Origin of the sequence: Mumia sp. Pv4-285, from assembly GCF_041320275.1 — a bacterium.
In the GTDB taxonomy this organism is placed as follows: Bacteria; Actinomycetota; Actinomycetes; order Propionibacteriales; family Nocardioidaceae; genus Mumia; species Mumia qirimensis.
The window spans coordinates 3,164,114-3,180,610 of record NZ_CP162023.1 but is presented as its reverse complement, the minus strand read 5'-3'; the positions used below and the strand labels follow the sequence as shown (position 1 = coordinate 3,180,610).

Below are 16,497 nucleotides of genomic sequence, written 5' to 3'. Positions count from 1 at the left end.
GCGTGAAAACGTTTCCGGCAGGACTTGGCGCGCGTTCGACCCGGCGATGTCGATCGCGGAGGGGCCTCTCCTGCTGCAGCGGCTCAGAGGTTGTCAGGGCGCAGTGACCCTGCTTGGTCTCAGTCACACTGAACCCCCGCATACTCGCGAGTGTCGGCAATCAACCGAAGAACCTGTCAACCCTCACCGAAAACGTGTAGGGCCTCAGCCGAAGACGACATGTTGTCCAGAGCGGTTTTCGCGGGTTCGAAGGTCTGCTCGAAAAGTGCACTGACCTGTGGTGGGTTCGATCGGGCGGCGTCTCGGCAATCCTGGCTGATTCGCGGCGTTTCGCGCCCAAGGACGGAGCATTAACCGAAGGGTTACTTGCGTAGGTACCAGCGTCCCCCGAGCCATGTAGTCGGGTAGACGATGAGCACCAGCGCGACAGCGAACCATGCCGGGAGCACATTCGCTGTCGCCGGTATCGTGGCCACGGCGACGTTGGAGATTACCGCGACTGCTGTGGCGATGATCGCCAGAAGTTGAACATGGCGTGCGGGGCGGTTCGGCGCGACTGCGGCGGTCACGAAACCACCAAGTACGCCGAATGCCATTCGATAGCAGAGCGCGAGGATGTTCATCCAAAGCACATCGAATCCGTCCGCTCGCTGCTGGGCCACAGTGGGGAACACGCCGGTGTTCTCGAGCAGGATGTCAGCGCTTCTTGACAAGATGAGGGGGAGGACGAACCCTGCGGCGACTGCCAGAGTGCTGCGTCGGAGTTGCTTGCCTCCCGAACCGGCCGGGGCATGCCCGTCCTCCACTTCGAGCTCCATGTCGGTCAGGCGGCCGGTGGCGATTGCCAGGCGGGGTCGCGGCCGTACATGCCAAGGATCTTGTGTTGCAGGGCTGCGTCGGCGGCGACCGGCACCTGAGGGCCGAAGACCACGAGCCCGGGGCGGAAGGCGCCGGGAACGCGGAACTGCTCGGGAATGGCCTGGGCGATCGGCCACAACAGCTGTAGGTCCTCGTCCTGGATGGTGTCGTCCTGGCCGGTTGCCCGGGCTAGGTCCCACCCGTGCATGACCAGGTCGACGCTCAGTGCCGCGTCAACGTGCTCGGCGAAGGTCAGTGTTCCCGTTGGGGTGTCGCTCGCGGTCCCCGCAACTGCCGGGTCGTCTAGAGCGAGCTGCAGCTGGGCCCGCGCGGAGGTGAAGGCGTCGATCGGACCGGCCACGGCCGAGGACTCCGGACCTAGGGAGCGGCCCAGTGGCGCAAGCATGGCGGCATGCATGTCAACAACGTGGTCAACGACGTCGCGGGCGGTCCAGTCCTGGCACGGGGACTGCGATGCCCACGCGACAGTGCCCACCCCCGAGATCAGTTCTTCAAAGCGCGCCGCGCGGCGCCGGTAGCGGCTGGCGATATCGTCCCGGCCCACGTCGCTGGGGCTAGCGTGGTTCTGGCCGGCGACAGGGCGGGCGGCGTCGTCGCGTCCGGCCCTAACCACATCGTCCAGCCGTTCGAACGCTTCCTCCAGGCCGTCGCGGCCGATCGATCCCAGGGCGCGGTCACGGGCGGCGGCGGAGGTGAACTCGATGATCCGGGAGACCGTGGTGACACCGTCGCGCTCGTCGAACATCGTCGTAGTACGTGTCTCACCATCGGTCCAGTCGTCGTCCCACCGCTCGGACGTGGCTAGCCGGGTCGGGGCGTCCACGGCCTGGTATGTGCCCCGCAGCGCCATGTCCGCCCGATTCGGGCGTTCCAAGACGAACAGGAACCGGCCCCCCGCCCGGAGGTCCATCTCGCAGGTGGTCAGTTGCCAGCCCCGCGGCCCGTACCACTGTCGCAGCAGCTCGGGCTGGGTCCATGCGTCGAACACCAGCTCTCGCGGTGCGGCGAATGTGCGGGTGATCACCAGGTCTCGGGCATGACGCGGCTCGATGATCACGTCGCCGGTGGTCCTCATCGCTGCTCTCCCGGACCGCCGGCTTCCGGGTTGGCCGGGTGCAGATCGGCCAGCAGCGTGTCGAGTCGCTCGTAGCTCTCGGTCCAAAACTGCCGGTACTCGTCCAGCCAGTCGGTGGCGCCGCGCAGCGCGTCTGCCTCGAGCCGGCAGGGGCGACGCTGTGCGTCGCGGCGGCGGGTGATCAGGCCGGCGCGTTCCAAGACCTTCAGGTGCTTGGAGATCGCCGGCTGGCTCAGCGGGAATGGCTCGGCCAGTTCCAGCACCGTGGCCTCGCTCCTCGACAGGCGAGTCAGGATTGCCCGGCGGGTGGGGTCGGCCAGAGCGGAGAAGGCGACATCGAGACGACGGTCGGCCTCTTCCAGTACATTACCATTCGGTTCCATAACCACAGGGTAATCTACGGATGATTTGGGCGCAACAAGCGTGATACCGCGTCAGCGATATCGGAGGTGACAGTTGTGGAGCAGATTCTCATCCGCAACCTTCCGCCCGGCACGAAGGCCGCGCTCAAGGCCCGAGCGAAGAGTCATCATCGCTCGGTGGAGGCCGAGGCACGCGAGATACTCGCCGATGCGCTCGAGCGCGAGCCGGCCACGCTCGTCGACCTGTTGAGCACCGACGAGGGCGCTGACATCGATTTCGAGCCCGAGCGGTTGCGGCTCACGGCCCGCACGGCTGAGTTCTGAGCCGAGCAGTGCAGTACGTACTCGACACGAATGTGGTCTCTGCGTTGCGTCCGCGGTCGCAACCCGTTGGTGGAGTCGTGGGCAGCGTCGGTGGCCGCCAAGGATCAGTTCGTGGCGGCCACCACGATCGCCGAGATCGAGCGCGGCATCCTTGCCAAGGAACGTTCCGACCCAGCCCAAGGCGACGTGTTGCGCCGTTGGTTCGACGAGCACGTCCGGCCCGCCTTCGCGGATCGAGTGCTGCCGTTCGACCTGTCTGCTGCCCGGGTCTTGGCAACCTATCGAGTCCCAGGACATGCGCCGCTCGACGACGCCCTGATCGCCGCGATCGCCCAGGCGGCTGAGATGACGATCGTCAGCAGAACCTCCCAGCACTTCGAACCACTCGGCGTTCGATGCATCAACCCATGGGATGCCGGGAAGCACGCGAGCTGACGCTGCGGCGGTACTCATCCGCGTGGCCGCTACTGCAGCTGGCCGCGCCGGCGCTCGAGCGTCGCCGTTTCGCCGGTGTTGCCGGCAAGGTCGATGGCCCGGGTGTAGGCCTCCCGAGCCTGCTGCTCGCGACCGAGCCGGCGAAGCAGGTCGGCGCGAGTGGCGTGGTAGGCGTGGTAGTCGTTCAACGGCTCAGCGAGGTTGTCGACGATGGCCAGTGCCACCTCTGGGCCGTCGAGCTCGGCCACGGCGATGGCGCGGTTGAGGCCGACGACCGGGGACGGGTCGAGACGGGTGAGCTGGTCGTACAGGGCGAGGACCTGTGACCAGTCGGTGTGGCTGCTGTCGCGGGCGGAGGTGTGTACGGCGTTGATCGCGGCCAGGATCTGGTACCGACCGGGAGGGGTCCCGGCGGCCGCGGCGACGAGCCGCTCGCGTACGAGGCGATGACCCTCACTGATCAGCTCAGCGTCCCAAGCCGTACGGTCCTGTTCGTCGAGGGCGACGAGCTCGCCGTTGGCCGCGATCCGTGCCGGTACGCGGGCCTCGCTGAGGAGCATGAGCGCCAGCAGGCCGGCCACCTCTCCGTCGTCTGGCAGGAGGGCGTGGACCAGGCGGGCGAGGCGGATCGCCTCGGATGTCAGATCGTGGCGGATGGGGTCGGCGTCGGCGCCACTGGCGAGGTAGCCCTCGTTGAAGACGAGGTAGAGGACTGCGAGCACTCCCGAGCCGCGGGCAGGGAGGTCGTCGGCGGACGGAATCCGGTAGGGGATCCGCGCCGCCTTGATCTTCGCCTTCGCACGCGTGATGCGCTTCTCCATGCTGCTTTCCCGTACGAGGAACGCCCGCGCGATCTCCGGCACGGTGAGCCCGCCCACCATGCGCAGGGTGAGAGCAACACGGGCGGGCATTGCCAGCGCCGGGTGGCAGCAGGTGAGGATCAGCCGAAGCCGGTCATCGTCGACGACACCGTGCGGCTCGGCGGGACTGTCGTGGATCACCTGCGCCTCTTTGTGCTTGTCGTCGCGTTTGCTCTCCCGCCGGATCCGGTCGATGGCCTTGCGGCTGGCGGTGGTCGTCAGCCACGCGCCGGGGTTGGGCGGCACACCGTCGGAGGGCCAGCGCGCGACGGCGGTGGCGAAGGCGTCGGCTGCGGCTTCCTCCGCGATGTCGAGATCGCCGAAGCGCCGCGTCAGGACGGCGACGAGCCGAGCCCATTCGGCGTGGTGCGCGTGCGTGACGGCGTCCGCGATGTCGCTCACAGGAAGGGACGGACCTCGAGCTTGCGGTCGCAGATCGCCGACGCCTCGGTGGCGAGCTTGAGCGCCACGTCCCGGTCCGGTGCCTCCCACACCCAGACGCCGGCGAGGTACTCCTTCGACTCGAGGAACGGGCCGTCGCTGAAGACCGGCTCCTCGCCGCGGGAGTCGATGACCGTGGCGGCGTCGGGGTCCGCGAGACCGCCCGCGAACACCCAGTAGCCGTCGGCGATCAGTCGTTCGTTGAACGCGCTGATGGCCGACCGCCTGTCGGCGCTCCCGGGGCTTTCCAAGTCATCGATCACGGAGACGAGATAGCGCATCTGAACATCTTCTCCTTTGGTGTCGGTTGTTGCTCCGGTGGTCGCGGCGTCAGGCTGGCTGAGGCCGCAGGTCGCGCAACGGATCGGCGTACGTCGGGCGCCCAGCCGGCCGGTGGACCTGGATCGCCACACCCTTCGAGTCGACCCGTGAGTCGACGAGGTCCAGGGCGACGTCCCGACCGCTCTCGGGGAACAACCTCGCACCTTGACCGACGATCACGGGTACGACGATCAGCGTCATCTCGTCGATCAGGTCGTGCGCCAACAGCCACCGGGTCAGTGCGCCGCTGCCGTGCACCTGCAGCTCGCCGCCCGGGTTGGCCTTCAACTCGCTGAGGGCCAGTGCGAGGTCGCTATCCAGGACGGTGGTGTTCGACCATCGCGGATCGGTGAGCGTGGTCGACGCGACGTACTTCGGGCGCTCGTTCAAGGCCACACCGATCGGGTGGGTGCTCATGGGCTGGATCGACCCCCACGACTGGGCGAACAGCTCGTACGTCCACCGTCCGAACAGGAACGCATCGGCACGCTTGTAGGTCTGGGCGATGAAGTCGCGGGTCTCGTCGTCCCCCTTGCCGAACGCCCATCCGCCGCGCTCGAACCCGTTCCTGCGATCTTCCGATGCGCTGCCGTTTCCTTGCATCACTCCGTCGACACTGATCTGGGTCATGGTCGTGAGCTTCATGATCGCCTCCGGTTGATGGGGTGTTCGGCCGCCTTTCGGCCGGACTCACCTCTTCTACGAAGACGGAGGCGTCGATCGGACATCGCTCACGATTTTTTCGCTGACGTCGGGGAGCCGCGGGTGTCGCGTGCCCAACACATGGGCGCATCCCCGCCCGTGTCCGCGACGCCTACACCGCCGCGCACCCATCAGACGGGAGATCGATGGGCGCTGACGACACGACGCGGGTCTAATGCTCGGCCGGCATGGCGGACCCGGGTCGCAGCGGGGGACTCGAAGAGGTCGAGGACGTGTTCCGCGCACACTGCTGTCCACAGCGCGAGGAGGTGGTGGTCGGCATCGATGAGGGTCCCGCCGCAGCGAATCGTCACCAGGCGGGGCCCACGAGTCCTCGACAAGATCACGGTCGGCACTCGTCATTCGACGCTAGTTCGCGCAGGCGGTCCGCGCTCTCACCATCGGCGGGAAGGAATGTCTCGATCGCGAGGCTCGCGGCCGTAACCTCCAGTGGAGCGCCGATCGTTGCGATCAACGTGAACAGCCGGACCGGGCCCAATGGCGTGCGGAGCTCGAGCGTGACCATCGGCTGCTGGGCGGCCACCGTCGGCGCTTTGTCCGGCAGGTAGGACTCGACCTCGTCGATCAGCTCGACGAGTGCCTGGTCGGCGTTGTCGCGGCCCGTGCGTCTCAGCCGTTGTATCAGCGGAAGGCTGCAGGCGGCGGTCATGGACGAGACACTGGGCAGGCCGCCGGGATGGACCGACAGACGCAGCATGTTCAGCGGTGGCTTCAGGAGCTCGGGATCCACTCCGCGCCACAGAAGGGACGCTGCGTCGTTGGCGTCGACCAGGTTCCACAACCCGTCAACTATCAGCGCCGGGTTGGGCATATGCGCATCCAGCAACCGGCCTAGAGACTCGCGCAGCAGCCTCATCGCCTCAGAGTCGTACGGCTCATCGAGGTACATCGGGGCGAAACCACCGGCCAAAAGCACGTGGTTGCGTTCGGACATGGGCAGGTCGAGGTGATTCGACAGGTGGATCAGCAGCTGTCGGCTGGGCTGCGCGCGCCCCGTCTCCACAAAGCTGAGGTGCTTGGTCGACATCTCGGCGTCGAGGGCCAACTCGAGCTGACTGAGCCGCCGGTGCAGTCGCCAGAAGCGGATCAGCTCGCCGACGGTCTGTGGCTCTACCCGTGCTTCTACGGTCATCTGGCGGTGTCGCAATCTTTGAGGTCTCGATGGCGGGTCAGCGTACGACGAGGGCCCGCCGACCATCCATTACCTGCCCGGTAATGCGAATGGCTGCACCAAGGAGGTAATGGATGTCGCGCTTCGCCCGGGCGATAGTGAACGGCGTCCACAGCCACGCATTCGGAAGGCAACACTATGAACCCCACCTACACCGCCGTCGCCACCTCGTCCGGTCGCGACGACCGCGCCGTCACCTCCGACGGGCAGCTGGATGTCCAGCTCGCACTGCCCAAGGAGATGGGCGGAACCGGCGACGGCGTCAATCCCGAGCAGCTGTTCGCCGCAGGCTGGGCCGCCTGCTTCGCCACGACCTTGGATCTGATCGCGCAGCGGCACGGCCTGGACGCCACGGACGTCGCGGTCACCGCCGAGATCAGCCTCGTTCCGGCCGGCGCGGGTTTCACCCTGGCCGCCGCGCTCCGGGTCGGGCTGCCCGATCACCTGAGCGGCGAGCCCGGCAACCGGTTGGTGGAAGCAGCACACCGCTCCTGCCCGTACTCCAGCGCCACCCGGGGAACCATCCCGGTCGAGGTCGTCGTCGAATAGACCGAGACCCGTGCCGTCAGGCGACGCCTGCTCTTTTCGACGAAATCATGGGTACTGGGCGGCACGCTCTCCGGCACTACTCCCGGCCCAGCAACTCCCGTGCCTGCCAGTCAACCAGCGGGAGTCGCACCTGATGTCAAGCGCCCGTCCGCGGCGTTGAGGGCGCGCTGCTGGATGGATGGCGCCGTTGCCAACCGGCCGTGCCAGCAGTTTCAGCTGTCGAGGAAGCCCCACTTCAACCGACTGGGGATCGTGCCTCGCGTGTGCAGAGGAGTTGAGGCCTGCACGGCAGTCAATAGGGGGACAGCTAAACACCATGAATCGAGGACAGCGAAGATGACCGACAATGAGGCGACCGGCGAAGCAAGGAGCTTTCGATTCGGTGTTGTTGCTCTGTCAACGCTCTTCGAAAGTTGGGCCGGTTGTGAACCACCCGCGGCAGCCCTGCGCAGAACCTCGTTCTCCTGCTCCAGGAGCTGGATCCGCTTGTTCGCTTCGTGCAGCTCTTTGCGGTCGTCGTCGGTCATACCGGGGCGCTTGCCGTCCTCGATGTCAGCGCGCGCCTCATCCATTTCGCCAGCGAGCCTTCGGAGATGCCGAAGTCCTTCGCGATCTGAGGCAGGGGCGCCTGGCCCTTGCGGGCCACAGCCACGACATCGTCGCGGAACTTGGGAAAGGGCTTAGCAACGGTCGACGTCCTCTCAGCGAGCGCGAAACCCTCACAGGTCAGGTGTCAACCTGACTCGGGGCAGCCCCCTCGGCCTCATCTCGATACCAATGGCGCGAAGTCCTCGCTCTGATCCGTTGAGCACGTTCAGTTGAGCGTCAGCGACAGTTTGAAGGCCGCAAAGATCTCGGGGTCTTGAAAGACTGAGTTGCGGCTGATGCCGGCGTGGGTGACGGTGAAGACTTGCAGAGTGTGCAGGCGGTATTCGCCCTCGACTCGGTTATATGCGGCGAAGGCTGGTTGCCCGTTTGCGGCCACGGTCAGGAGGCGCCAGTCCCTTCCGTTGGCGTCGAATACCCAGTCCATGAAGAGACCGTAGTTGTGCGGGCCTCGGAACCAGTTGAGCAATGGCGGCATCTCCATCACGACGTCGGCCGCCAAGAGTTGCTTGAGGGCCTCGACGTCGGCAGCGACGAAGGCTGCCATGTAGCGCTCAAGCCACAGGCGTTGCTCGCCTGCTGTGGGTACCTCGACGATCTCCGACCCACGGCCGACTTCTCGGATCCGGGACCGGGCTCGCTGCAACGAGCTGTTGACCGCAACGACCGTCATGTCGAGTATCTGGGCTGTCTCGGCCGCGGAAAATGCCAGGACGTCACGGAGGATCAGAGTCCCACGTTGTCGGGCCGACAGATGCTGTAGGACCGCGACGAAGGCAAGGCGCAAACTGCTGCGAGCGGCTGAAGCGACAGCCGGGTCTGTCGCCTCGACCGCTGAGTCGGGCAGAGGCTGGAGCCATGGGATCTCCGTTTCCAGCGCGAACGGCGCCAGCGGATCTCGCGGCGCGACCAAGCCTGACGGGAGGGCACGACGACCGTTGCCAGCAAGCGCGGTCCGACAGACATTCGTCGCAATCCGGTACAGCCAGGTGCGGATCGAGGCGCGCGCGGTGTCGTACTGTTCACGCGCCCGCCAGGCGCGCAGGAGCGTCTCCTGCACCAGATCCTCGGCGTCGTTTGCCGACCCCACCATGCGGTAGCAGTAGGCGACCAACTCGCTACGGTACTGTTCCAGCCCGGCGTCGAACTCCGTCAATGCAGGTGTCACCTCTGCGTAGGGCTGTTGTGGTAGGCGGCGATCAGCCAGCGCCCGTCTCGCCTCTCCATCACCCACGTGCAACTGACCCTTCCCTGAGCTGGCACCTCGGACTGGCCAGGAAAGAGGATTCCGGACTGGGTCAAGACGATAGCGGCATCGCTGCCGACGAATCGGACACCGATCCTCTCGTTGACTGTCGAAGTGCCGTGAAGTGGTCCGGCGAAAGCAAACGCCATACTTTCTCGGATCTCGTCCCGACTGCCTCGGAAGGAGCCGGGCATGATCGCAGTGGCATCAGGGGTATAGCTGGCGACCATCCCGTCGGCGTCCCCAGAGGCCCAGGCACGGTAGGAATTATCCAGAACCTCTTGGATAGCGGCCTCGTCCGTGGTGCGGCTCTCCGTCATGGAGTCTCCTTCGTCGCTCCGCCGGCTCTTCCGGCGATCTCACAGATACATACCGACGGAACACCCCAAACTGATCGCCGGCGGGGCAACTTACTTGTGCCGATTCGGCTGGCGTCATCGGCCCTACCCCGCGCTGCTCACAGACTCCGGCAATCAGGGAGGGAGCTTGCTCGCGCGGCGGGGGTCTTCAGCTCGCGACCGCCATGAAGGCCAAGGCCGAAGGGATCAGAAGGATTGCCAGGCGAAGAACACCGAGGACGCGCGAGGGCGTCAGCATAGGACTCTCGCCACGCGCCATCGCCCATCGGATGAGGACCAGCACGACGAAGGTTGCGGGTAGCACGAACGGCAGCGCCATTAGCGACCAGACGAGGAGCACGAAGCGCCCTTGCTCGCGGCTGGACAGACACCAGGCAGGCGCTTCGCATCCGGCAGGAGGTGCATCCGAGAGCCATGGCCAGAATCCGATCACGGCCGGCAGAATCCCGTAGCCCACCACCACAGTGACGAGCCACCCTCCCCACCACCGTGCTGCGCTCATGGGCTCAGTGTCGAGGTGCGGGGGTTCACCTCGCGTGATGTCACCTGGGCAGCGCCGCGCGATAACGGCCCTGAGGACGTGGTATTGCCTTTCATCCGCAAGCGCAGTGAGTCGAGGGCGGAAGGCTCACACCTCTTGCACTCGCCGTGCGCCGTCACGTGACCGTCGTCAGCAAGCCCTCGATCGTGGCCCTGTCAACGTCTTCGACCCAGCCTGTGGAGGGGTGGACACCTGATGACTTCGGTTGACGCAACCCCTCCCTTGACGCCGACTCCCGCGCACTCTGAGAAGAGGCACAGCCAAGCGATGGGGGAGAACGATGGAGAACGACGTACCGAGCCGGTTCGAGCAGCTCTGGACGGTCGCCGAGGCAGCGGCGTACCTGGGCGTTGCGGTGAAGACGCTCTACCAGTGGCGATGCCACGGAATCGGCCCAAAGAGCTACCGCGTGGGCGGCTACCTGCGCTACCGGCCAGCAGAGGTCGACGCCTGGGTCGATGCGCAGGCCGTCGCCACCTGAGGCGCCGACATGGCACGCCCACCGATCCCGATCGGCAGCTGGGGTCTCATCCGTACGAACCCCACTCCACGGAAGGGTGACGTGCAGCGGTACGTCGCCGTCACTGACTTCCGCGACTTCGACGGCCATATCCGGCGGATGCAGGCGACCGGCGCAACGGCCACGCAAGCACGTCAGAACCTGAGAACGAGGTTGCAGGAGCGCTCGTCCACCGCGACACGTGGTGATCTCACCGGGATGACCAAGTTCGCGGTTGCGGCCGACGTCTGGCTCCAGCGCCTGGACACGATGGTGGAGGACGGCCGCCGGTCACCGGGGACCGTGGAGACGTACAGGGGGCAGCTGCGCAACCATGTCCTGCCGGCCATGGGCGAAGTCCGACTCGGAGAGCTCACCACGCCGCTCGTCGACCGCTGCCTGAGCTCGCTGCGCACTCGGATCAGCCCCGCGACGGCCAAGAGCGCCAAGAGCGTGATCTCGGGCGTCATGTCGCTCGCCGTCAGGCTCGGCGCTGTGGCGCACAACCCTGTTCGTGAGGTCGACCGGATCGAAGCCCGGTCACGTCGCCAACCGCGAAGCCTGACGGACGACGAGCGCGTCACCTACCTTCGCCAACTGGCCGCGCACGAGCGAGCGTGGCAAAAGGACCTTCCGGATCTGGTGTTCTTCATGCTGGCGACCGGCGTGAGGATCGGGGAGGCCCTCGCGACCGTGTGGTCGGACGTCGACCTCGAGTCAGGCACGGTACGAATCACCAGCACGCTGATTCGTGTGAAGGGCGAGGGCCTGGTCCGGAAGAGCACCAAGAGCAGCGCCGGCGAGCGGACGCTCGGCATGCCGTTCAGCGCCGTCCAGGTGCTCCACCGTCGCTTCGTGACGGGAGCACGGCTCGACCAACCTGTCTTCCCTGACACGAATGGCGGGTTCCGCGACCCCGCGAACGTCCGGCGCGACCTCCGAGATGCTCGCGGCGAGGACTTCAGCTGGGTCACCTCGCACACGTTCCGCAAGACCGCGGCGACGATCCTGGACGAGGCTGCGCTGTCCGCGCGGCTCGTCGCCGACCAGCTCGGCCACGCGCGGCCGTCGATGACCCAGGACGTGTACCTGATGCGGCGGAAGGTCGACTCCCAGGCCGCCACGGCGCTCGAGTCCGCGCTCGGTGACGCCGTGCCTGAGCGTCAGTTCCGAGGGTTTTCCGAGGGCAAAGAAGAAGGCCAGAACCCCTAGGGGGTATCTGGCCTGCTTGTTTGTGCGCCATCAGGGACTCGAACCCCGAACCCAGTGATTAAGAGTCACTTGCTCTGCCAATTGAGCTAATGGCGCGTGGTGCCTCTGAACCGTCGTCCGAAGCAGTTGGAACTTTAGCAGGGCGATTGGGGAGTCCAAAATCGAGGGGTCCCTTGTGGCGGGGCTCACGCCGAGCGCCCCGTCATCCCAGCAGGAAGCCCAGGGCGATGGCGGCCGGCACCTTGGAACCGGCGACGTACATGTGGGACTTGCCAGGCAGAACGACCGCTCTTCCTTGCGGGATCCCGGCGGCGGTGCGCCGGAAGAGGTCCTCCGAGTAGAAGGGGTCAGCGGCCCCTCCGATCACGAGCGTCGGCGCCTGGATGCGGCCGAGTTCGGGCCCCGCGTCGAAGACGTCCTCCGCCGTGATCGTGATCATCATGTCGCTGCGATCGCCCTTCGCGAAGCTCCCGCCGACGAGCCACCCCACCCCTCGTACGGGGTAGGTGAGGGGCCGTGGGGCGAGGGCCTCCATGAGTACGGCGGTGGCTCCACGGCCGTCTCCCTCACGGGTCAGGCGCAGCACCTCAGCCTGGACGTGCCGGCCATGCGCCGACAACCGGCAGGCAGATGCGGCGATCACGAGGCGCTTGACGAGACCGGGGGAGTCGATCGCGAGCTGGAGGGCGACCGAGCCGCCGGTCGACGTGCCGTGCACGAACGCGGACCCCCCGAGGTCGTGCTCGATCGCGTGGGCGTAGTCCGCGGCGATGTCGGACATCGTCGCGCCGGGCTCGAGACCGGGTCGGCGGTTGGTGACGTACACCGTGAAGTGGTCGGTGAACGACGCCGCCCACGACAGGATCATGCGCCGTTGCATGCCCGTCGGGTTGGCGTGCTCGGGCGTCAGTCCTGACACGACGACTAACGGCGGCCCGTCTCCCATCCGGAGATAAGGGAGACCGGTGCTGAAACGGCTTTCGATCACCGCGCCCATGTCGATCAGACTCCTCGCTCCTCCAAGGCTTCCGTGAGCAGCGCGACGAGCGCCTCGAGCTGGACGTCGGCCGACGCGTGCGTCTCCTCCGTCGAACCATCGAGCGCTGTGGCGGCGAGCTGCGCCTTGGAGTCGATCAGCTCGGCCACCTTGGCGTCGATCGTCTGTGCGCCGATGATGCGCCACGCCGTGACGGGCTCTCCCTGCCCGATGCGGTGGACGCGGTCGATCGCCTGCGTCTGCTCCGCGTCGGTCCACGACAGCTCGGCGAGCACGACGTTCGACGCGACCTGGAGGTTGACGCCGACACCGGCGGCGGTCAGCGAGCAGACGATCACGGCGACCTCGGGATCGTTCACGAACGCGTCGATGTCGCGCTGCCGCTGCGTCGAGGTCTGGTCGCCGCGGATCGTCGAGTAGCGCAGACCACGCTTGGCGAGCGTCTCCTCGGCGACGTCCATGACGTCGAGGTGCTTCGCGAAGAACACGACCTTGCCGACGCTGCGCGCCAGCTGCGCCGTGTAGTCGGCGGCGAGCCCGGCCTTCGCGAGACCGATCCGGCGCATCATGCCGAACACGTTGCCGGTCTCGTTCGAGTCCTCCTCGCGCTCCCACTTGGCGACGAGGCGTACGAGCTCGTGGTCGATGCCCTCGACGACCTTGCCGGACTTGCGTGTCTCCAGCGCCGTGTCGTACCGCTTCATCATGCGGCGAGCGAGCTCCTGCTCGGCCGCGTGGATCGAGCGGCCGGTCTCGTCGTCGAGCTCGACCGGGATGTCGGCGATGCGTCGTGCGGGGATGTCGGCGGCGACGTCGACCTTGCGGCGTCGCACGATGCCGAGGTCCACGACGCACTTGCGCGCGGCGGGATAGAAGCCGGGCTCACCCGGGGCGAGCCCGGTGTCCTCCAGCGCTGCCATCAACTCCGGCATCGGCTTGCGGTCGTCGATCCAGCCGAGGTACTGCCAGATCGCACGGAAGTCGTCGATGTCGTTGATCAGCGGCGTGCCGGTCAGCGCCATCAGCAGCGGTCGTACGGTGCGTGCGCGGATGCGCTCCGAGAGCTCGAGGGCGTGCTGGGAGCGCTGCGACTTCCGGTTCTTGATGAAGTGCGCCTCGTCGACGACCATCCCGCGGAACCCGTGGTCGCCGAGCCAGCCGACGTGGCGGTCGAGCACCTCGTAGTTCACGACGACGATGTCGGCGAACCCGTCGATGGTGTGACCGTCGCCGTGGATCACCGTCGTGCTGCGGCGAGGCGTCCAGAGCGCCGCCTCGCGAGCCCAGTTGATCTTGACGACGTTCGGGGCGACGACGAGCAACGGGTACGCGTTGGCGGCCTGGGCGGCGAGCAGCGCCTGGGCCGTCTTGCCTAGACCCGGCTCGTCGGCCAGCAGGAAGGTGCGGTGGCCCTCGGCAGCCGACGCGATCAGCGCGGCCTGGTGCGGCATGAGGTCGTAGTCGGCCGCAGTGTGCAAGGACGTCGGGTCCGGGAGCTCCATGCTCGACGCGGGGCCGCCGCGCTCGAACGAGCGGAGCAGCGGCTCGATCAGCTCCCAGTTGGCGAGCCGGCCACCGGACGTACGGCGGGGGGTGGCCGCCGCGGAGAAGTCGGGGGTGAGGAAGGGGTTCGCGAGCTGTCGTGACGCGACCGACTGAGGTACGACCGTGCGCGGTGCGGGAGCGGCCGGCGCATCCGTCGGCTCGGGCTCCGGCTCGTCCTCGACCTCGAGGCCGGCGGCGGTCAGCATGTCGCGCCGAAGCTTCGTCGCAGCGGGGGAGGGGACGGCGTCGTCGGCGAGCAGCGTGAAGAGGGAAGGGTCCCGTGCGGCCGTCGTGGCGAGGATCGTCGCGATCCCGTCGAGGCGCTTGAGCTGCTCCGTACGGCGTGACTCGGGGATCTCGTCCACCTTCACGCGGGCGCGTTCCTCGCGGACGAGGAGTGCGATGACCTGGAAGGCGGTCCGCGTCGAGGTGGTCGCCGTACCCCGGAGGACGGCGCGCTCGACCTCGCGGACGGCCTGCGCGAGCAGAGGGAGGATGCCGACGTTGTCCACGTCGGCGTTGCGTGCGCGCTGCTGTCGGCGCGGACCACCCTTGCGACGGGGGTCCGGTCGACGCTTGGCCGGCTGAGCCAACGATCCTCCTCAGGATTCGTACGCTGTGTCGCCGGAGCGAGGTGCACCGACGACGGCCGCCCGGAGGCCCCGGTGCGGCGGCGCAGGAGATCTCGGCTCCGAGACCTGCGCGGCCCCAGCGAGCGTAGAAGTCCGTCGAGCGGCTGCTGACGACGGCGGAGGAGACGGCGAGCGCCGGTGTCCTCGTACTGGCCTCTGGATGGCTGCGCCTTCGATGATACGCGCACGGGCTGCCCGTGCGCCGGAGGATGCGCCGGTCGGGCACGTCGCGCCGCCGCGCCGAAGCGCGATCCCGCATGCAAGCGCCGTGGACACTGACCTGCCCCGGTGCGATGTTGGAGCGGTGACGCGCACGATCGATGCCGACTACCTCGTGGTCGGCGCGGGCGCGATGGGCATGGCCTTCACCGACGCCCTGACCGGCCACGCCGACGTCCGCGTCGCGCTGGTCGACCGTCGCCACAGCGTCAGTGGGCACTGGCTCGAGGCGTACCCCTTCGTACGACTCCATCAGGCCTCAGCCTTCTACGGCGTGCCTTCGACGCTGCTCGGCGGCGGCCAGCTGCAGCAGAGCGGACCCGAGGAGGGCCTGCAGGAGCGGGCCACCCAGCCGGAGATCTGCGCCTACTACGCCCAGGTGCTCGACCATCTGCTGGCCTCGGGACGGGTGGAGTTCTACCCCAACTGCGAGTACGTCGGCGACCGCACCGTCGTCTCGCACATCTCGGGGGAGCGGTTCGAGGCGGCGGAGCGCTGCCGCGTCGTCGACGCCCGCTACCTGGCTCCGAGCATCCCCGCGGAGACGCCGCCGCCGTTCGCGGTCGACGAGAATGCTCATGTGGTCGCGGTCAACGAGCTCGCCCGGCTGGAGGAGGCGCCGAGCCAGTACGTCGTCGTCGGGTCGGGCAAGACCGCGACCGATGCGTGCATCTGGCTCCTGTCGCGCGGCGTGGATCCCGACGCGATCTGCTGGGTACGCCCCCGCGAGCCGTGGATGTTCAACCGGGCGTTGGTCCAGCCTGACGCCGCCGTGTTCCTCGGCATGGTCGCCGGCATCATGCAGGCGGCCGAGGAGGCGTCCTCCCTCGACGACCTGTTCTTCCGGATGGAGGAAGCGGGAATCATGCTGCGCATCGACCGCGCTCTCACGCCGACGATGGCCAAGGCGCCGACGCTCGCCCAGTGGGAGCTCGACCAGCTCCGGACCATCGAGAACGTCGTCCGTCGTGGTCACGTCCAGTCGGTCGGCCGGGGCACGCTAACCTTCGCCGACGGGTCGGTCGAGGTCGCGGAGGACGCGCTCGTCGTCCACTGCGCGGCGGACGGTCTGAAGAATCCACCGCTCGTCCCCGTCTGGCGGCCGGAGGAGATCACCCTGCAGCCGATCAGGGCCGGCTTCCCCTGCTTCGGCGCCGCAGTGACCGGGTACGTCGAGGCGACCCGCGAACGCGACGACGAGAAGAACCGGCTGTGCCCTCCGACGCCGTACGGCAACTCGACGGCGGGGTGGGTCAAGATGGTGCTCCTGGGCAGCCGGGCCGCCATGTCCTTCTCGGCCGAGCCCGACATCGTGGAGTGGTCGGACCAGGTGGCGCTCAACCCCTCGCAAAGCCCGCAGGCCCAAGGCCACTCTGCCGCCTTGGACGACGCGCGCGCACGCATGGCCGCGCACGCCGGTCCCGGACTCGCGAGGCTCGCCGAGCTGCGGTGACCAAGCCGGCGGTGCTCGCGATCAAGGGCGGGCTACGGCCAGCGCAGG

Annotated in this window: 19 protein-coding genes and 1 tRNA gene; 6 read left to right on the top strand and 14 right to left on the bottom strand. The window is 67.5% G+C overall.

The features are described from left to right. Positions 1-362 precede the first annotated feature (362 nt). The 3 genes from AB3M34_RS15320 to AB3M34_RS15310 are packed head-to-tail and all read right to left on the bottom strand — an operon-like array spanning position 363 to position 2,337. A complete protein-coding gene (locus AB3M34_RS15320; RefSeq protein ID WP_370615160.1) occupies positions 363-818 on the bottom strand; it encodes a hypothetical protein in 456 nt (151 codons plus the stop codon). 5 nt (positions 819-823) lie between these two features. After that, positions 824-1,954 carry an SRPBCC domain-containing protein gene (locus AB3M34_RS15315; protein ID WP_370615158.1) on the bottom strand — a complete coding sequence of 377 codons (1,131 nt, stop codon included), beginning with the start codon at positions 1,952-1,954 and terminating at the stop codon, positions 824-826. Beyond that, a complete protein-coding gene (locus AB3M34_RS15310) occupies positions 1,951-2,337 on the bottom strand; it encodes an ArsR/SmtB family transcription factor (protein ID WP_370615157.1) in 387 nt (128 codons plus the stop codon). The genes AB3M34_RS15315 and AB3M34_RS15310 overlap by 4 nt, the downstream gene beginning before the upstream one ends. 75 nt (positions 2,338-2,412) lie before the next feature. On the opposite strand from AB3M34_RS15310, the gene AB3M34_RS15305 reads away from it, so the two are divergent. Together AB3M34_RS15305 and AB3M34_RS15300 are read left to right on the top strand one after the other, a co-directional pair. Continuing rightward, a complete protein-coding gene (locus AB3M34_RS15305) occupies positions 2,413-2,640 on the top strand; it encodes a FitA-like ribbon-helix-helix domain-containing protein (protein ID WP_370615156.1) in 228 nt (75 codons plus the stop codon). 111 nt (positions 2,641-2,751) lie between these two features. Beyond that, entirely contained in the window at positions 2,752-3,075 is a 324-nt protein-coding gene (locus tag AB3M34_RS15300; RefSeq protein ID WP_370615155.1) for a hypothetical protein, read from the top strand. 29 nt (positions 3,076-3,104) lie between these two features. On the opposite strand, the gene AB3M34_RS15295 is transcribed toward AB3M34_RS15300, so the two are convergent. The 4 genes from AB3M34_RS15295 to AB3M34_RS15275 form a co-directional block, all read right to left on the bottom strand. Continuing rightward, a complete protein-coding gene (locus AB3M34_RS15295) occupies positions 3,105-4,337 on the bottom strand; it encodes an RNA polymerase sigma factor (RefSeq protein WP_370615153.1) in 1,233 nt (410 codons plus the stop codon). Continuing rightward, the gene (locus AB3M34_RS15290; RefSeq protein ID WP_370615152.1) at positions 4,334-4,657 is read right to left on the bottom strand and encodes a YciI family protein; all 324 of its coding nucleotides are present in this window, start codon (positions 4,655-4,657) and stop codon (positions 4,334-4,336) included. Before AB3M34_RS15290 ends, AB3M34_RS15295 begins: the two co-directional genes overlap by 4 nt. A gap of 49 nt (positions 4,658-4,706) precedes the next feature. Next, a complete protein-coding gene (locus AB3M34_RS15285) occupies positions 4,707-5,342 on the bottom strand; it encodes a dihydrofolate reductase family protein (RefSeq protein WP_370615150.1) in 636 nt (211 codons plus the stop codon). Positions 5,343-5,742: 400 nt separating this feature from the next. Further along, the gene (locus tag AB3M34_RS15275; RefSeq protein ID WP_370615149.1) at positions 5,743-6,552 is read right to left on the bottom strand and encodes a helix-turn-helix domain-containing protein; all 810 of its coding nucleotides are present in this window, start codon (positions 6,550-6,552) and stop codon (positions 5,743-5,745) included. Between the two features lie 177 nt (positions 6,553-6,729). Between AB3M34_RS15275 and AB3M34_RS15270 the strand changes: the two genes are divergently transcribed. Further along, on the top strand, positions 6,730-7,140 hold the full coding sequence (locus AB3M34_RS15270; RefSeq protein WP_370615148.1) for an Ohr family peroxiredoxin: 411 nt from the start codon (positions 6,730-6,732) through the stop codon (positions 7,138-7,140). A gap of 212 nt (positions 7,141-7,352) precedes the next feature. On the opposite strand, the gene AB3M34_RS15265 is transcribed toward AB3M34_RS15270, so the two are convergent. From AB3M34_RS15265 to AB3M34_RS15250, 4 genes are all read right to left on the bottom strand, one after another. Beyond that, positions 7,353-7,712 carry a hypothetical protein gene (locus AB3M34_RS15265; RefSeq protein ID WP_370615147.1) on the bottom strand — a complete coding sequence of 120 codons (360 nt, stop codon included), beginning with the start codon at positions 7,710-7,712 and terminating at the stop codon, positions 7,353-7,355. Between the two features lie 242 nt (positions 7,713-7,954). Then, positions 7,955-8,902, bottom strand: a complete 948-nt coding sequence (locus tag AB3M34_RS15260) for an RNA polymerase subunit sigma-70 (protein ID WP_370615146.1) — start codon at positions 8,900-8,902, stop codon at positions 7,955-7,957. A gap of 8 nt (positions 8,903-8,910) precedes the next feature. Beyond that, positions 8,911-9,312: an SgcJ/EcaC family oxidoreductase gene (locus tag AB3M34_RS15255; RefSeq protein ID WP_370615145.1), complete on the bottom strand. Its 402-nt coding sequence runs from the start codon at positions 9,310-9,312 to the stop codon at positions 8,911-8,913. Between the two features lie 187 nt (positions 9,313-9,499). Then, positions 9,500-9,853 (bottom strand): hypothetical protein, encoded by a 354-nt coding sequence (locus AB3M34_RS15250; RefSeq protein ID WP_370615144.1) that lies wholly within the window; start codon positions 9,851-9,853, stop codon positions 9,500-9,502. A 319-nt stretch (positions 9,854-10,172) separates the two neighbouring features. Between AB3M34_RS15250 and AB3M34_RS15245 the strand changes: the two genes are divergently transcribed. Both AB3M34_RS15245 and AB3M34_RS15240 read left to right on the top strand, forming a co-directional pair. Next, entirely contained in the window at positions 10,173-10,373 is a 201-nt protein-coding gene (locus tag AB3M34_RS15245; protein ID WP_370615143.1) for a helix-turn-helix transcriptional regulator, read from the top strand. 9 nt (positions 10,374-10,382) lie between these two features. Beyond that, complete coding sequence (locus AB3M34_RS15240) at positions 10,383-11,603, top strand: tyrosine-type recombinase/integrase (protein WP_370615142.1); 1,221 nt, start codon at positions 10,383-10,385, stop codon at positions 11,601-11,603. Between the two features lie 23 nt (positions 11,604-11,626). Here the strand turns inward: AB3M34_RS15240 and AB3M34_RS15235 are convergent. From AB3M34_RS15235 to AB3M34_RS15225, 3 genes are all read right to left on the bottom strand, one after another. Further along, a tRNA-Lys gene (locus AB3M34_RS15235) sits at positions 11,627-11,699 on the bottom strand. A gap of 106 nt (positions 11,700-11,805) precedes the next feature. Beyond that, the gene (locus AB3M34_RS15230) at positions 11,806-12,522 is read right to left on the bottom strand and encodes an alpha/beta fold hydrolase (protein WP_370615141.1); all 717 of its coding nucleotides are present in this window, start codon (positions 12,520-12,522) and stop codon (positions 11,806-11,808) included. Between the two features lie 83 nt (positions 12,523-12,605). Then, a complete protein-coding gene (locus AB3M34_RS15225) occupies positions 12,606-14,738 on the bottom strand; it encodes a DEAD/DEAH box helicase (RefSeq protein ID WP_370615139.1) in 2,133 nt (710 codons plus the stop codon). Positions 14,739-15,081: 343 nt separating this feature from the next. On the opposite strand from AB3M34_RS15225, the gene AB3M34_RS15220 reads away from it, so the two are divergent. After that, positions 15,082-16,449, top strand: coding sequence for an NAD(P)-binding protein (locus AB3M34_RS15220; RefSeq protein ID WP_370615137.1), 1,368 nt, complete (start codon positions 15,082-15,084; stop codon positions 16,447-16,449). Positions 16,450-16,497 lie beyond the last annotated feature (48 nt).

Coding starts and splice junctions, on each gene's coding strand:
- AB3M34_RS15320 (WP_370615160.1), bottom strand. CDS start 818: ATGGAGCTCGAAGTGGAGGACGGGCATGCCCCGGCCGGTTCGGGAGGC.
- AB3M34_RS15315 (WP_370615158.1), bottom strand. CDS start 1,954: ATGAGGACCACCGGCGACGTGATCATCGAGCCGCGTCATGCCCGAGAC.
- AB3M34_RS15310 (WP_370615157.1), bottom strand. CDS start 2,337: ATGGAACCGAATGGTAATGTACTGGAAGAGGCCGACCGTCGTCTCGAT.
- AB3M34_RS15290 (WP_370615152.1), bottom strand. CDS start 4,657: ATGCGCTATCTCGTCTCCGTGATCGATGACTTGGAAAGCCCCGGGAGC.
- AB3M34_RS15285 (WP_370615150.1), bottom strand. CDS start 5,342: ATGAAGCTCACGACCATGACCCAGATCAGTGTCGACGGAGTGATGCAA.
- AB3M34_RS15275 (WP_370615149.1), bottom strand. CDS start 6,552: ATGACCGTAGAAGCACGGGTAGAGCCACAGACCGTCGGCGAGCTGATC.
- AB3M34_RS15270 (WP_370615148.1), top strand. CDS start 6,730: ATGAACCCCACCTACACCGCCGTCGCCACCTCGTCCGGTCGCGACGAC.
- AB3M34_RS15265 (WP_370615147.1), bottom strand. CDS start 7,712: ATGGATGAGGCGCGCGCTGACATCGAGGACGGCAAGCGCCCCGGTATG.
- AB3M34_RS15255 (WP_370615145.1), bottom strand. CDS start 9,312: ATGACGGAGAGCCGCACCACGGACGAGGCCGCTATCCAAGAGGTTCTG.
- AB3M34_RS15250 (WP_370615144.1), bottom strand. CDS start 9,853: ATGAGCGCAGCACGGTGGTGGGGAGGGTGGCTCGTCACTGTGGTGGTG.
- AB3M34_RS15245 (WP_370615143.1), top strand. CDS start 10,173: ATGGAGAACGACGTACCGAGCCGGTTCGAGCAGCTCTGGACGGTCGCC.
- AB3M34_RS15240 (WP_370615142.1), top strand. CDS start 10,383: ATGGCACGCCCACCGATCCCGATCGGCAGCTGGGGTCTCATCCGTACG.